The organism is bacterium (assembly GCA_035281585.1).
Taxonomy (GTDB): domain Bacteria; phylum UBA10199; class UBA10199; order DSSB01; family DSSB01; genus DATEDP01.
Genome location: DATEDP010000134.1, coordinates 16,373 through 31,868, shown reverse-complemented (window position 1 = coordinate 31,868; position 15,496 = coordinate 16,373). Strand labels below are relative to the sequence as shown.

General features: G+C 61.1%; 10 protein-coding genes. All 10 read right to left on the bottom strand.

What is annotated here, in order from left to right:
- Nucleotides 1–70: 70 nt before the first annotated feature.
- The 10 genes from VJR29_11985 to glnD all read right to left on the bottom strand — a co-directional run bounded on the left by VJR29_11985 (nt 71) and on the right by glnD (nt 15,395).
- Nucleotides 71–1,384, bottom strand: coding sequence for a homoserine dehydrogenase (locus tag VJR29_11985; protein ID HKY64127.1), 1,314 nt, complete (start codon nt 1,382–1,384; stop codon nt 71–73).
- The gene (locus VJR29_11980) at nt 1,381–2,553 is read right to left on the bottom strand and encodes an aminotransferase class I/II-fold pyridoxal phosphate-dependent enzyme (GenBank protein HKY64126.1); all 1,173 of its coding nucleotides are present in this window, start codon (nt 2,551–2,553) and stop codon (nt 1,381–1,383) included. Before VJR29_11980 ends, VJR29_11985 begins: the two co-directional genes overlap by 4 nt.
- 61 nt (nt 2,554–2,614) lie before the next feature.
- A complete protein-coding gene (gene recG, locus VJR29_11975) occupies nt 2,615–4,756 on the bottom strand; it encodes an ATP-dependent DNA helicase RecG (GenBank protein HKY64125.1) in 2,142 nt (713 codons plus the stop codon).
- Nucleotides 4,757–4,985: 229 nt separating this feature from the next.
- Nucleotides 4,986–6,305 (bottom strand): OmpA family protein, encoded by a 1,320-nt coding sequence (locus VJR29_11970; GenBank protein HKY64124.1) that lies wholly within the window; start codon nt 6,303–6,305, stop codon nt 4,986–4,988.
- Nucleotides 6,306–6,603: 298 nt separating this feature from the next.
- A complete protein-coding gene (locus tag VJR29_11965) occupies nt 6,604–8,946 on the bottom strand; it encodes a VCBS repeat-containing protein (protein ID HKY64123.1) in 2,343 nt (780 codons plus the stop codon).
- Between the two features lie 195 nt (nt 8,947–9,141).
- Nucleotides 9,142–10,728 carry a citramalate synthase gene (gene cimA / locus VJR29_11960; GenBank protein ID HKY64122.1) on the bottom strand — a complete coding sequence of 529 codons (1,587 nt, stop codon included), beginning with the start codon at nt 10,726–10,728 and terminating at the stop codon, nt 9,142–9,144.
- Between the two features lie 32 nt (nt 10,729–10,760).
- Entirely contained in the window at nt 10,761–11,978 is a 1,218-nt protein-coding gene (locus VJR29_11955; protein HKY64121.1) for an aspartate kinase, read from the bottom strand.
- Between the two features lie 33 nt (nt 11,979–12,011).
- Entirely contained in the window at nt 12,012–12,356 is a 345-nt protein-coding gene (locus tag VJR29_11950; GenBank protein ID HKY64120.1) for a hypothetical protein, read from the bottom strand.
- Nucleotides 12,357–12,448: 92 nt separating this feature from the next.
- A complete protein-coding gene (locus VJR29_11945) occupies nt 12,449–12,667 on the bottom strand; it encodes a hypothetical protein (GenBank protein HKY64119.1) in 219 nt (72 codons plus the stop codon).
- Nucleotides 12,660–15,395: a [protein-PII] uridylyltransferase gene (glnD, locus tag VJR29_11940; GenBank protein ID HKY64118.1), complete on the bottom strand. Its 2,736-nt coding sequence runs from the start codon at nt 15,393–15,395 to the stop codon at nt 12,660–12,662. The genes VJR29_11945 and glnD overlap by 8 nt, the downstream gene beginning before the upstream one ends.
- Nucleotides 15,396–15,496: the final 101 nt, after the last annotated feature.

Here is a 15,496-nt window from a genome sequence, read left to right as displayed (position 1 = left end):
GATAAACCATGCATGACGCCAGCGCTCTGCCTCCCCTGCCCCCTCCTTACAAAGGAGGGGGAATCATCTATTAGCGAGCTTTCTCTTCCACTCGAATTAACACGCTCTTATCCTTCATCACTTCAAGCCGATCGATCTTGGCGATGGCGGTTTGAATATCCCTTTCCAAGGCCTCGTGAGTCAAGATCACGATCGGCACGGCTTTGCCCTCTTCCCGAACGTTCTGATAAACCGAGGAGATGCTGATCCGATGGCGACCGAGGATGGCGGTGATCTTGGCCAGGACTCCCGGGCGGTCGAGGGCCTGGAAACGCAGGTAATAAGGGCTTCGCAGGGCGGCGATCGGCTCGATCGCGGCGTCCTGGATCTTGTCGGCGTAGAGTCCGAGCGGCGGCACCGTGTAGGCCACGCCTTGAACCAGGTTGCGGGCCACTTCGACGATGTCGCCGACCACCGCCGAGGCGGTCGGCCGGCTGCCGGCCCCCCGGCCGTAGAGCATCCCCTCGCCCACCGAATCGCCGTCGATCGCGATGGCGTTGTGCACGCCGCGAACCGCGGCCAGCATCGAGCCGGCCGGGACCATCGTCGGGTGGACCCGGGCCTGAATCTTGCCGCCCGACATCTTGGCGATGGCCAAAAGCTTGATCTCGAAGCCGAAGCGCTTGGCGCATTCCAGATCGTAAGGCGTCAGCCGGCGCAGGCCTTCGACGTAGATCTTGTCGAGCGGCACATGGACGCCGTGGGCGATCGAGATCAGGATGGCCAGCTTGTGAGCGGCATCCCAGCCGTCGATGTCGAAGCTCGGGTCGGCTTCGGCGTAGCCCAGCTCCTGGGCTCGGCGCAGTGTCTCTTGGAAGCCGGCGCCGTTCTGGGACATCTCGCTCAGGATGAAATTGCAGGTGCCGTTGACGATGCCGAAAAGCGAGGTGACGCGGTTGGCGACGTAACCCTCGCGCAGGGCCCGGAGGATGGGAATTCCCCCGCCGACCGCGGCCTCGAAGCAAACGTCGACTTGGGCGGCCCGGGCCGCGCCGAAGACCTCGCGGCCGTGCATCGCCAGCAAGGCCTTGTTGGCGGTGACCAAATGTTTGCCGGCCTTGATCGCGGCCAGGGCCAAGGACTTCGCCTCCTTGGTTCCGCCCATCACCTCGACGATCATCGCGATTTCGGGATCGGCCAAGAGCTCTCGGAAATTTTCGGTGAAAATTTTGGCCGGCGCGGCGCCGCGCTTCTTGCCCTTAGAGCGGACGGCGATCTTCTTGATTTCGAGCGGCGCGCCGACCCGGCGCGAGAGCAAAGCTCCGTGCTCCTCAAGGATCTCCCAGACCCCGCGGCCGACGGTGCCGAAGCCGACCATGCCGATTTTGATGGGTTTGCGATTCATTTCTTGGCCAACGCTTTCTTGATCCCGGCAACCGCCTGCTTGATCCGCTTGACGTTCTCAACCAAGGCGAAGCGGACGTAGCCTTCGCCGTACTCGCCGAAGCCGATGCCGGGCGACACCGCGACCTGGGCCTCTTTGAGCAAGTACTTGCTGAATTCGAGGCTGCCCATCGCGGCGAAGGCTTCGGGAATCCTGGCCCAAACGAACATCGTCGCCCGCGGCTTCACGATCGGCCAGCCGACCCGGTTAAGCCCGTCGCAAAGGGCGTCGCGGCGCTCGCGGTAGGTCTGGATGATCTCTTCGACGCACTTGGTGGGGCCGTTCAAGGCGACGGTCGCCGCGATCTGGATCGGCTGGAACATGCCGTAGTCCATATAGCTCTTGATCTTGGCCAAAGCCGCGATGATCTCCTTATTCCCGACGCAGAAACCGACCCGCCAACCCGGCATGCTGTAGCTTTTCGAGAGCGTGTAGAACTCGACCGCAACGTCCTTGGCGCCTTTCACTTGCAGGATGCTCGGCGGCCGCGGCCCCTCGAAGTAGAGATCGGCATAGGCGAAATCGTGGACCACCGTCATCTCGTTTTCCTTGGCGAAGGCGATGACCCGCTCGAAGAAAGCCAAGTCGACGGTTTGGCCGGTCGGGTTGGAAGGGAAGCTCAAGAGGAGCAGCTTGGGCTTGGGCCAAATGCTTTTGGTCGCCCGCTCCAGGTTCTCGAAGAAATCGGTCTCGTCGTCGGTCCGCACGCTCCGGGCGTCGGCGCCGGCGATGACGGTCGAGTAGATGTGTATCGGATAGGAGGGGTTCTGCACGATGACCACGTCGCCGGGAGTCGTGGTCGCCAGCATCAAATGGGAAAGGCCTTCCTTGGCGCCGATGGTGGCGATGGCCTCGGTGTCGAAGTTGAGCTCGACGTCGTAATTCCGCTTGTACCAATCGCAGATCGCGAGCCGCAGCTTGGGAATGCCGCGCGACACCGAGTAGCGGTGGTTCTTGGTGTTCTTGGCGGCCTGGACCAGCTTCTCGACAATGTGGGGCGGCGTCGGCAAATCGGGGTTGCCCATGCCCAAGTTAATGATGTCCTCGCCGCGCCGGCGGGCCTCGGTCATCAGCTGGGTGACGACGCCGAGGGTATAGGGCGGCAGGCGGCGGATGCGCTCGAAATCCATGAAGATCCTCGTTATTGGCTCTGCCTGGAGGCACCGGAATTGTCAAATGAGATCGGGGGTTTTAGCCCACCTGGGCGAGGCTGAGCCGGCCCTTCCAGCGGTGCTCGAGAATCGGCCGCATCCAGCGGTGCTCCTCGGCCTGCAGTTCCGGATCGGAATCCAATAGCTCGCGGGCCGCTTCCCTCGCCGCCTCCAGCAAACTTAAGTCGCTGATTAAATTGCCGACCCGGAAATCCGGCAGCCCCGATTGGCGGGTGCCGAGGAAATCGCCGGGCCCCCGGATCTTGAGGTCCTCCTCAGCGATCCGAAATCCGTCGGAGGACTCTTCCATGACGCGCAGTCTTTCCTTGGCCAAGTCGGAGCGGCGATAGTCGGCGGCCAGGATGCAATAGGACTTCTTGGCTCCCCGCCCCACCCGCCCCCGAAGTTGGTGCAATTGGGAAAGGCCGAAACGCTCGGCGTGCTCGATGACCATCAGGGTCGCGTTGGGCACGTCGATGCCGACTTCGATGACTGTGGTCGCGACCAGGATCTGAACTTCGCCCTTGGCGAAACGCCGCATCACCTCTTCCTTCTGGGCATTCTTCAGCCGGCCGTGAAGCATTTCTACGGAAAATTCTTTAAAAACTTCCTTAAGTTTTTCATAGCCTTGCTTCGCATTTTTCAAGTCAAGCTTTTCACTTTCCTCGATCAAGGGGAAGACGAAATAAGCCTGCTGCCCCTCCGCGATCTTTTGCCGGACGAAATCTTCGAGCTTGGGCCGATCCTTCTCGAACATGATGCGAGAGAGGATGGGCTGCCGTCCCGGCGGCATCTCGGTCATCAGGGAAAGATCGAGGTCGCCGTAGAGGGTCATGGCCAGGGAACGCGGAATGGGCGTTGCGGTCATGACCAGGACGTCAGGCTGGGTCGATTTCTTCATGAGCTGCATTCGCTGCCGAACGCCGAAACGATGCTGCTCGTCGATGATGACCAAGCTCAGGTTGTCGAAGGTCACCGGATCCTCGAGCAAGGCATGGGTTCCGATCAGGACCTGGGCTTCGCCGGAAGCGAGGCCCGAAAGGACCTCCCCGCGGGCCGGTCCCTTGGTCGAGGCGGTGAGGAGGCGCACCGGCGCCACTCCTTCGAACCAGCGGGAGAAATTTCGGAAATGCTGCTCGGCCAAGATCTCGGTCGGGGCCATGACCGCCACCTGGCGGCGATTCTCGATGGCCAGGAGGGCCGCGACCATGCTGACCAGGGTCTTGCCGCTGCCAACGTCGCCTTGGAGCAGGCGGTTCATCGGCTTGGGCTGGCACATGTCGCGGGTGATCTCCTCGATGGCCCGAATCTGGCCGGCGGTCAATTCGAAGGGAAGCTTTTGCAAAAACTCCTCCCGGCGCTTGAGGCGGGGGGCATGGGCGAAGCCTTCGGCTAGCTTGGCCTTGCGGCGGCGGAAGGCCAGCCCGACCTGAAGGTAGAAGAACTCCTCGAAGATGAGGCGGCGGTGGAATGGCGAGCGATGGGCGCTGAGCTCCACCGGCGAGTCCTCCTCGGCCGGCTGGTGGATGCGGCGGAAGGACTCGATCAGCGGCGCCAGCTCCAAGCGCTCGCGGAGGGCTGCGGGCAAGGTCTCGGTCAGCTTCGTGGGCAGCTCTTCGAGCAAACCTTCGATCGCCTTGCGAATCTGGCGCTGGTAAAGCCCTTCGGTGCTCGAATAGACCGGCACCAGGCCCAGATGCCGCTGGAAATCTTCCTCCTCGAAGAACTCCTTGAGCGGCGTCACCTCGGGGTGAACCATCTGCTTCTCGCCCCGATAAAGCGAAACCTCGCCGAAGAAGAGGAAGCGTTCGCCTTTCTTGAAGCGCTGCTCGAAGAACTTCTTCGGATAATGGAACCACTTGGCGGTCAAGTAGCCCTTGCCGTCGGTGACGATGATCTCGAAGACCTTGCGCCCTCGCCGGCCCAAGCGAACCTCGCCCACCGCATCGACCTGGCCGTAGACCACCCGCTGCTTCCCAGGCTCGGTCTTGGCGATCGAGGCCAGCGTCCGCCGGTCTAAATATCGAAACGGCAGATGATAGAGCAGGTCCTCGAAGGTCGAGACTCCGAGCTTCTCGAAAAGCTTGGCGAGATAGGGACCGACGCCTTTCAAGTATTGCACCGGCGACTTCAGCCAGTGGAGGCTTTGCTCGATAGCTTCGATTTTAGATTCTTGGTTCACGGTAAAAGTTAGGGCAGTTGCCCTCCCCCCTCGCGGGGGAGGGTGCCCGAAGGGCGGGAGAGGGTGGCGTGGCACAAAGAAAATGCTCTTTTTGCCACGCCCCCTCTCCCGGTTCGGCTTCGCCGAACCACCCTCTCCCACAAGGGGAGAGGGAAATAAATAAAAAGGCCCTCCGTTTTCACGGAGGGCCTTGGATTGAACCTCAACCCGAATTTCAATCGGACATCAGCTATTCGACGTGGAATTCGACGCGACGGTTCTTCGCGCGGCCTTCCGCAGTCTCGTTGCTGGCGACCGGGCGGCTTTCGCCGTAACCGACCGCATCCAGGATGCCGGCGCTGATACCCTTGTTGATCAGGTATTGCTTGACCGAGTTAGCGCGGCGTTCCGAGAGCTTCTGGTTGTAAGCGTCCGAACCGATCGAGTCGGTGTGACCTTCGATGCGGACCTGCTTGATGCCAGGGTTGCTCTTGATGATCGAGACGACGTCGTCGAGGATCGGGTAGCTTTGCGGGCGAATGTTGGCCTTGTCAAACTCGAAGTGGATGACCTGATCGATGGTGATCTGGCGAGCTTCGACTTGAGGGGCACGTTCGCAAGCGGGGCAAGGCTCCGGAGCCCAGTTGTAGTTGACGCCCAAGAAGGCGCGGAAGTCGGGGGTCCCGACGCCCAGGGTCAGACCGGCGCCACCGCCGACGTTGACATCCCAGTGCTCGGCAACCTTGATCCGGAAACCGCCGAGGACTTCGGCCGGGGTCTGGACTTCGCTGTCGAACAAGTCGCGAAGGACCGGCTCAGTGTGACCTTCCACCAGGAAGCTCAAGCGCTCGATGATCTTGATCGAGAGACCCAAGCCGAGGAGGAGCTGGTCGTCCATGCGAACGTTGGCCAGGGTGACGTCGTCACGGTTGAGGTAGCCGACGTTCAAGGCCAGTTTCACACGGTCATGAATGTTGAAGTCGAGGACGATCTTGAGACCGCCGGTGACCGCACCGTTGCCGGCGAAAACGGTCGAAGGACCGGTCGGCAGGGTGACGAAGGGCAACAGGGCGATACCAATGAGCTTGTCTTCGTTGTTGCGGATGCGGAACTTCAGCTCGAAACGGATGTCGCCGAGCTCGGTCAGGCTTTGGGAGCTACCGGTGCCATCGCCGAAGGGCGGGGGCAGCGAGTTCACATAATCCAACCAGAAGAGGACCGGCAGGTTCATGCCGATGGACCACCAGTCGAGCAAGCCGTAAGTGGCGTAGAAGTTGCCGATGATGGTGTTGTCCACGACGCCGTCGAAACGCTCACCCAAGGTCGGGAAAGCAATCTCGAGAGGATTGTGGGCAAAATCCACATAGAAACCGGTGTTCCAACCGTGCTTCGCAACCGTTTGGCTGGAATACACAGTGAAATAGTCGGTCTTATTGGAGATCGCCGGGTCAAAGTTGACGGCGTCGAAGTTTGAATCGAGCGGGCCGGGTACAGCGTTCGCCTTAGGCGAAATCGCAGTGGCCATCATCAAACCGACGGCGGCGCACATGGTTTTTAGACTTTTTCTCATACATCTATCCCCTTTCCAGGATGAAGTTCGACACTAAAAAAACGTCGTTTAACAGCGTTTAAAATTTTCAAAAACTTTATATTTTATGATCGCGTTTCCCAGACAGCGGAAACACGAACGACACTTCTAACCAAAAAGATGACGGGAATGTAAACGCGACCTTAGCCCCTGTCAAACAAAAAAACACAATAGTATTCCACAAAATCCCCCTTCTTTATCTTCACTTAAGCCCGAAAAAAAACTCCCTCCGCCGATAGGCGAAGGGAGTTTTTGTTTCATCGAAAACAGAGTCTAGGCTTTATTCATCGACGCGATCGCGGCGAAGACCGAGCCACGCCGCGCCGCCGAGCAGCGTCATTGCCAGCAAACCCAACGCGGTCGAGCGCGGCGCCGACTCGCTCAGGCTGCAGCTCAGCAGGCCGGATCCCTCGACAACGGCCTTGGGATAGACCATCCGGGCCGGGCAGTCCTTGGGCCCGTCCGGCTCGACGCTATACTTGAGCTCGATCGTCCGGTTTTGCTCGAAGGAGAGCGGGACCTTGGGGCCGACCAAGCATTGGCCTTGGACGGTCAGCAGGCTGACGTCCAAGCCGCCCTCCTCGCCGACCTGGGTCCAGGTCACCACCTTGCCGCTGTTGAGGGCGGCCAGGTTGGGGTCCGATTCGAAGGCGCAGATCATCACCGGGTCCTTGGGCGAGAGCTGCTTCTCGATCGGCTTGGCCGGGCAGGCATTCCCACCGCTGCCCGGGCATTTGCTGTAGTCGACGGTGAACTCGCCGGTATGGACCGTGCCGAGGTCGTCCTTGGCCGTGACGGTGAAGCTGTGGACGCCCTGGTCATTGGGCAAAGTGACTTGGCCGGTCCATTCCTTGCCGCCGGGGCCCGCCACGGCCGGCGTTGAGCTTAGGCTCGAGTCGGAGCTGGCGAAACTGCATTCGACGATGGTCCGCCCTTCCGAAGCGGTGCAACGGTAATCGATCTCGCCGCCGCCGCATTCCGGATCCTCAATCGAGACGGTCGGACGGTGGTTGATCAGAACCAGCACGCCGTCGGTCGGCAGGGCCTGGTCGACCCCGACTTCGCCGAGCGGATGGGTCGCGACCGCGAGGTCGGTCCGGTCGGTGACCAGGACCGAGCTGGTCGGGCCCTCGGCATTGACCAAGTATTGGTGAGTCGAATGGTTCGGACTCTCGCTCGCGTAGCTGCGGAAGCCGCTGAACTCGGCGAAATTCGAGGCGCTGACGTCCTGGGCGTAAGCTCCATAGTCGCCGCTGTAGTAAGTGCCGCCGATCGCGGCCGCCGCCCGGTAAGTCAGGCTGTCGAAGCGGTCCCAGCCGATGACGGTGTCGGCGATGCCGACGACCTGGGGCTCTTGCACCGGAAACTCGACTTGATCGGCGCTCAGGATGAGGTCGGGCAAGGTATCGCCGTTCATGTCGTGGGTCTGGATGAACTTGGGCTTGTAGCTCAAAGTCGCGATGTCGTTGCGCGAAGCGACGTCGACCTGGAAAGGCCCGGTGCCGACGAAGGTCACGACGCTCTGGCCGCCGTTCGAGGCCACCGCCACGTCGAGCTTCGAATCGCCGTCATAATCCCCGACCGTCGAAGTATAGGGGAATTTGAGGTCCGTTAAAGTTTGCTGAACCGCGAAAGAGCTGCCGTCGCCGCTGTTCTTGAGCGAGATCACCGGGCCGCTGCCGTAGATCGCGTAGCAGGCGCCGATCGGCCCATCGCCGGCGGCGGCGGTCGTTTCGGTAATGTTGCAGCCGGTCTCGTAGAAGTCATAGCAGGTCAGCAGCAAGTCGCTGTTGCCGGCCCCGTCGGGATCGTAGGCGATCAAGCCGCTCGGGTGGTAGCACTCCTTCTTCGGGAATTCGAAAGTGTGGTCGGTCAGCGTGAAGCCGGCGCCGCCGTTGATGAAGGTGTTGCCGAAGGCGCCGTCTTCCAGCGCTTGGTTGCCGGTCATCGTCGCCACCACCAGGTCGAGCTTGGCGTCGCCGCCGAATTGGCCGATGGCCAGCGAAAGCGGGATGCCGTTCTTGATGTCCTTCAAATAATAAGGGACGCCCAGCGGGTTGGCGCCGCCGGCGCCGCTGCCGGCGAAGACCGCCAGGTAGCCGACCCAGGATTTCGGCTCGTAGCCGATGACGGCCACGTCGTCCTTGCCGTCGCCGTTGAAGTCGGCCACGCCGACCGCCCAGATCCGCAGGTAGCGCTCCTCGTCGATCTTCACCGGAATCGGATCGGACTCGGCGCCGCAAGCGCCGCCGCTGTAGTTGTAGCAAAGATGGAGCACGCTATCGTCGGCGACCAGCAAGTCGCGGACGCCGGCGTCGCCGTCGAACTGACCGGCGACGATCTGGCGATTGTAGCCGCCGTCGGTGTGGGCGTTTTGGTTGAAGTAAGTGTTGGGCGCGACGCTGGCCCAGTTGTTCTTGTTGTCGAGGCCCCAGACCTTCCGCAATTGGGGAACCGCGGCGTCGACCTTGTCGTTGCCAATGAATTGATAGACGGCGAAATCGCCGGGTCCGTCGATCTTCGAGTCGGTGATCTTGGGCCCGTCGAAGCTGATGGCCGCGGCCGCGAGCGCGGCATAGACCACCGATACAGCCACGGCGGCCGCTTGGAGAAAGCGTTTCATGATTTTTCCCTTCATCCCATACACCGCAGGCGGAAGTGCGGCCTTGCGGTTCATAACACCAGGTTTTGGAGTGGTTTCGCCGGAGGCGGGACGAGAAGGTCCAGCTCTCGGGCGAGCCCCTTCCCACCTGGATTATCGGCTACAATAGGGCTCCGAGTTGCGCCTCTCTTGATAAATACCGAGATTTGCTGGGATTTAGCGGGATTTTTCCATCAGCTTGTATTCGAGCGAATCGACCAAGGCCATCCAGCTGGCTTGGATGATGTTCTCATGGACGCCGACCGTGCCCCACTTGCGCTTGCCGTCGGTCGACTCGATCAGCACTCGGACCTTAGACCCGGTGCCGCTGTCGCTGGGCAGGACCCGAACCTTGTAGTCGATGAGCTGGACCTCGCGGATTTGGGGAAAGAAGCGCTCCAGCGCCCGGCGCAGGGCGTTGTCCAGCGCATTGATCGGGCCGCGGCCGAGGGCCGCGGTGTGCTCGATCTTGCCGTCGACCTCGAGCTGGATGGTGGCCTCGGCGTGGGGCGGATCGTCATGGGTGAGCTTTTCGTCGAGCACCCGGAAACCGATGAGCTTGAAGAAATTTTTATATTTCCCCATCGCCTTCTTCATCAGGATCTCGAAGCTGGCCTCGGCGCCCTCGAACTCGTAGCCCTGGTTCTCCAATTCCTTCAGGTCCTTGACCAGCTGCTTGACCAGCGGGTCCTTGCGGTCGAGGTCGAGGCCGAACTCCTCGGCCTTGTGCAGGACGTTGCTGGTGCCCGACAAGTCGCTGAGCAAAATGCGGCGGCGGTTGCCGACGGCCTCGGGCTCGACGTGCTCGTAGGTCTTGGGATTCTTCTGGACCGCGCTGACGTGGATGCCGCCTTTGTGGGCGAAGGCGCTCTGGCCGACGTAGGGCTGATGGGTGTCGGGCTTGAGGTTGGCCAGCTCGCTGACGAAATGGGAAACCTCCTGCAGCCGGGTCAATTGCTTGGGCGGAACCACCGCGATCCCCATCTTCAATTGGAGATTGGGGATGATCGAAACCAGGTTGGCGTTGCCGCAGCGCTCGCCGAAGCCGTTGATCGTGCCGTGAACCTGGACCGCGCCGGCCCGGACCGCGGCCAGCGAGTTGGCGACGCCGACCTCGCAATCGTTATGGCAATGGGCGCCATAGCTGCCGGGCTGCATCCGCTGGACCTGGCGGAAGATCCGCTCGACCTCATCGGGCAAGGTCCCGCCGTTGGTGTCGCAGAGGACGATCAAGTCGGCGCCGCCCTGACGGGCGGCCTCCAGCGTCTTCATCGCGTATTCGGGGTTGGCCTTGAAGCCGTCGAAGAAATGCTCGGCGTCATAGATCACCTCGTTCACCCGCTTCTTCAAGAATTGCAGCGAGTCGGCGATGAGCTCGAGGTTCTGGTTGAGGCCGACCTTGAGGGCGTCATGGACGTGGAAGTCCCAGGACTTGCCGAAGATGGTGACCACCGGAGTCTCGGAGTCGAGCAGCGCCTTGAGGTTCTCGTCCTTGCCCGGGGTCTTGCTGGCATGGCGGGTCGAGCCGAAGGCGGTGATCTTGGCATGCTTCAACTTGAGGCTCGGCGCCTTCCGGAAGAACTCGACGTCCTTGGGGTTGGAGCCGGGCCAGCCGGCCTCGATATAGTCGATGCCCAGCTCGTCGAGCTTCTCGGCGATGCGCAGCTTGTCCTCGACGGTAAAGGAGATCTCTTCGCCCTGGGAGCCGTCGCGCAGGGTCGTGTCGTAGAGGGTGACTGATTTTTTTTCCGGTTTAACGGGCATTGTGCACCGGGCACCCGCAAGGGGCGCCCCTACTATTTCTTGTCGAGCTCGAAGGCGTCATGGAGGACGCGAACCGCCAGCTCGGTGTACTTCTCGTCCACGATGATCGAGATCTTGATCTCGGAGGTGGAGATCATCTGGATATTGATGTTCTCCTGGGCAAGGGTCGTGAACATCTTGCTGGCGATGCCGGCATGGGAGCGCATCCCGATGCCAATGACCGAGACCTTGGCGATGTTCTCGCTGGATTCGACCTTCTTGGCGCCGATCTCGGCGGCCACCTTCTCGATGATGGCCAGGGCCCGCTTGAGGTCGCTCTTGGGGACGGTGAAAGTCAGGTCGGTGGTGCCCTCGGAGCTGATGTTCTGGACGATCATGTCGACGTTGACGTTGGCGTCGGAGATCGGCCCGAAGATCCGGCCGGCGATGCCCGGCTTGTCCGGCACCTGGCGGACCGCGATCTTGGCCTCGTCTTTTTGATAGCTGACGCCGGTTACCATGCGGCTTTCCATCTGAGTTTCCTCCTTGGTCACCCAAGTGCCGGGATTGTCGTTGAACGAGGATCGAACCTCGACCGGCACCTGGTATTTGGCGGCCAGTTCTACGGACCGAATCTGTAATACTTTGGCGCCAGTGGAGGCCATCTCCAGCATTTCCTCGTAGGAAATGCGGTCGATCTTGCGGGCCTCGGGGACGACGTTGGGGTCAGTGGTGTAGACCCCGTCGACGTCGGTGTAAATCTCGCAGGCGTCGGCCTTGAGCGCGGCCGCGATCGCCACCGCGGTGGTGTCGGAGCCGCCGCGGCCGAGGGTGGTCAGGTTGCCCTTCTCGTCCACCCCCTGAAAGCCGGCCACCACGACCACCTTGCCGTCCTTCAAGTCGCGATGGATTCGATCCGAATCGATGGACCGGATCCGGGCCTTGCTGAAGGCGTCGTCGGTCAGGATGCGGACCTGATGGCCGAGATAGCTGACCGCCGGCACCCCCATGCTCTGGATGGCCAGGGCCAAAAGGGCGATGGTGACCTGCTCGCCGGTCGAAACCAAGACGTCGTATTCCCGGCCTTCGGGCGGATCCATGATCGCCTTGCTGAAGGCGACGAGCCGATTGGTCTCGCCGGACATGGCGCTGACCACGACCACCATCTGGTGGCCCTTCTCCCGCTCCCGGATCACCCGGCTGGCGACGTTTTTAATGCGTTCGATGTTACCGACGGAAGTTCCGCCGTATTTTTGGACGACGAGGGACATAAATTATGTAGCCAGGGGCTTCAGCCCCGCTAATTAGAAATCCTCGTCGACTTGAATGGATACGATCATCTTGTCAAGATCTTCTCGATAGCCCAGGTCGGCCATCATCTCGCGGACCGAATCGCCGTAGAACACTTCTTCCATCGATTTCTCCAGCGACATCTCGTCGCGGAGATTGTCCCGCAGCTTCTCCCGGGCCCGGTCCGGATTGCTGCGCACGATGCTCTCGATGTACTTGTTCAGATTTTTGGCGGCCTTGCGCTTCTTGTCGGCTTGGAGCTTTTTCCAATTCTTGAGGTAGTGCAGGCGGCAAAAGCCCGAGGTCGTTTGTTGATTATTGCAACCCGGTTCTTTGCACAGCTTGATCTTGGGGGACATTGTGTACGCTCGTTGGCTCTTATTTTGCCTATACCAGCGAGCCTGTGCCCCCGCAATCGGGAAAACGCCCTGTTACCAAGATTTTACACGATTTATTGCTTCCACTTGTCGAGCCGGTCCTGGAATGCCTTTTTTCGACGCAGGGTGTCTTCTTTTTCGGCTTCGATTTCCAATCGAATCTGGGGCCGCACGGCATCCTTGGTCTTTTTCTTGAGATAACGGTTTTCCCGGATCCGCAGCCAGACCAAAAGCCCGACCACCACCGCGAACAGGACCAGCCAAAGAATGACGTCCAGGACCTTGTTAGGCACCGGCCGCCTCCTTGGGAGCTTCGGCCAGCCCCTCCAGCAAGGCCTTCTTGATGCCCTGAACCTTCCGGGAATCCGTGATCTTATGCCCGAAAATGTCCTTCACGTAGAAGACGTCGGCGACCTGGTCGACCTTGGTCGAGATCTTGGAGACCTCGATGTAGAGGCCCAGGGAGCGGATGACCCGGGCGATATCGTGGAGGATGCCGACCCGGTCGTTAGCGTAGACGTCGATGACCGTGTAGTAGGCCGAAACGTCGTTGTCGATCTCGACCCGGGGCGGCCGGCCGCCCGAGGGGCGGCGACCGAGGTAGAGCTGGCCCTGATGGAGCTGGGAATAGCGCTCCATCGGGACCTTGCCCTGAACCACTTCGCGGAGATCGCGACGCAGGGTGTCGATCTTCCGCTCTTCCTCGATCGGGAGGCCGCGGTGATCGGTGACCTTCAAGAGCAGCAGGGCCTCGCCACTGGAGCTGAAGAACTGCTCGAAAGCCAGAATGTTGACCTGGTTGGCGGCCATCACCCCGGTGACCTGCTCGAAGAGCCGCTGGGTGTTCACGGTGTCAATCAAGATGCGGTTGACCCGCTCGCCAAGGTCGTTCTGGGAGGTGAGCAAAAAGCCGTCGGCCGGCCGGTGCTGGACGGTCTCGAAGTGGCCGAGGATGGCGGTCGCCGAATTGGCCAAAAAATAGCGCGGCGGCATGCCGTCGAGGTAGGCCTTCAGGGCCTTGGTGTCGGTCTCGCCGGCCATGCCCAGGATCTTCTGCTTGGCCTGCTTCATTAAGGTCAGGGCCCGCTCGGGGCTGAAGTCGCCGGATTCGATCACCCGGCGGGTCTTTAAATAGAGGTCTTGGAGCAGGTTCCCCTTCCAAGGCGTCCAGACGTCGGGGCCGACGGCCCGGATGTCGGCCCAGGTCAGAACGAAGAGCATGCCCAAGCGGTCCAGCGTTTCCATCGAGCGGGCGAAGGCCGAGATCAAGTTGTAGTCCTCGAGGTCCCGCCGCTGCGAAAGGTGCGGCATCAGCAAGTGGGAGCGCACCTGGAATTCGACCTCGGCGATGTCGGCCTCGGGGTAGCCCATCCGCTGGAGGACATTCTGAGCGATCTCGGCGCCCTTCTCGGAGTGATTGCCGCCCTTCCCTTTCCCGATGTCGTGGAACAGGACGCTGAAGGCCAGCAGGTCCGACCGCTTCAGCTCGAGCATGGTTTGCTTGAAAAGCGGGAAGGCCTCGTCGTACTCGCCGTTCATCAGCTTGGAGAGCTCGTTCACCGCGTAGATCGAGTGGGTGTCGACGGTGTAGATGTGATAGACGTCGTGCTGGGTCTGAAAGAGGATGTCGCCGAACTCCGGCAGGATCGCGCCCAGGAAGCGGCAATCGTGCATCTCCTTCAGGCTCTTCCCGATCCCGCCCAAATCCGAGAACATCTCCTTCAACATCGCGTTGACTTCGGGATTGCGGCGGTAGACGTCGTCGACCAAATAGAGCCGGCGGCCGATGAAGGATTTCAGGTCCTCGTTGACGCCCAATTTCTGGAACTGGGCCAGATGGAAAGCGCGGAGGAACTCGACCGGGTTCTTCTCAAGCTCGGCATAGTCCTTGGGCACCACCACGTCGTCGATGTTGTAAAAAAAATCGTTGAGGCTGGTCTTGAGCCGCCGCTTGATGAGCTGGAGCAGCGAGTCCGGCGGCTTGAGCAAGCGCCGGGTCACTTCGGAAAGCAGCCGGTGCAGGTTGGCGGCGTGGCTGTAATAGGTTTGGCGGAACTTCTCGACCCCGCGGGTCCCCAGCGCGTCCTGAAAACCCAGCTCGGCGGCGATCGGCTCCTGGACCTCGAAGGTGAGCTGGTCCATGCAGCGCCCGACCTTGGCGTGGAGCCGGTTGCGCACCGCCCAAAGGAAATCGAGGGCCCGGCGCAGGCCATCGGCCTCCTCCTCGGAAATCAGCTCCCTGCGCACCCACTCCGAGATCGCCGGCGTCTTGAGGGCGATCCGGGCGTAGTAACGCAGCAAATGCCAATCGCGCAGCCCGCCCTCGCTCTCCTTGAGATTGGGCTCGAGCATGTAGACCGAGGAGCCGAAGCGCTTCACCCGCTCTTGGGTTTCCTTGGACTTGGCCTCGACGAATTGACTGAGGGCCCGGGACGAGGCGAACTTGCTTTCGAGGAACTCCAAAAACTTGGCGGCCAACTCGCGGTCGCCGGCCAGGAAGCGGGCGTCGATCATCGAGCTCATCGCCCGGATGTCTTCCTTCATCACCTTCTTGCAGTCACCCATCGTGCGGATCGCGTAGCCCAGCTCGGCCCCGGCGTCCCAGAAGGGATAGAGCATCTTCTTGGTGACGGCCTCGAGCCGGTTGCCGGCCTTGCCTTCATAGAGGAAGAGCAAATCGATGTCGGAATAAAGGTTGAGCTCGGCCCGGCCGTAGCCGCCCAGGGCGAAGAGGGCCAAGGGAATCGGCAAGACGCCCTCGGCCTGGCTCTGCTCGAAAGCGTACTTGTAGAGGTCGACCACCATCTTGTCGGTCATTAGGCTCTGGAGCCGGACGATCCGGTCCATCGGCGTGCCCTCCTCCATCTTGCGGACCAGGGTGGTCCGGCAATTCTGGAGGTATTCCTTGACCGAGGTGGTGACGTCGGAACCGATCTTGAAGGGAATCAGCTCGTCGGTGAGGTACTTCGGCGAGGTTTCGGCCAGGGTTTTGAGGGGGAGTTTTTCAACAGCGTTTGGCATGCTTCGGTTCCCTCCCCTTTGTAAGGGGAGGGTCAGGGAGGGGTAGAGCGTCGGCAAGGTCGCAAACGCCGGTATTCAAGCCGGCCCTCTACCTCCCCCTG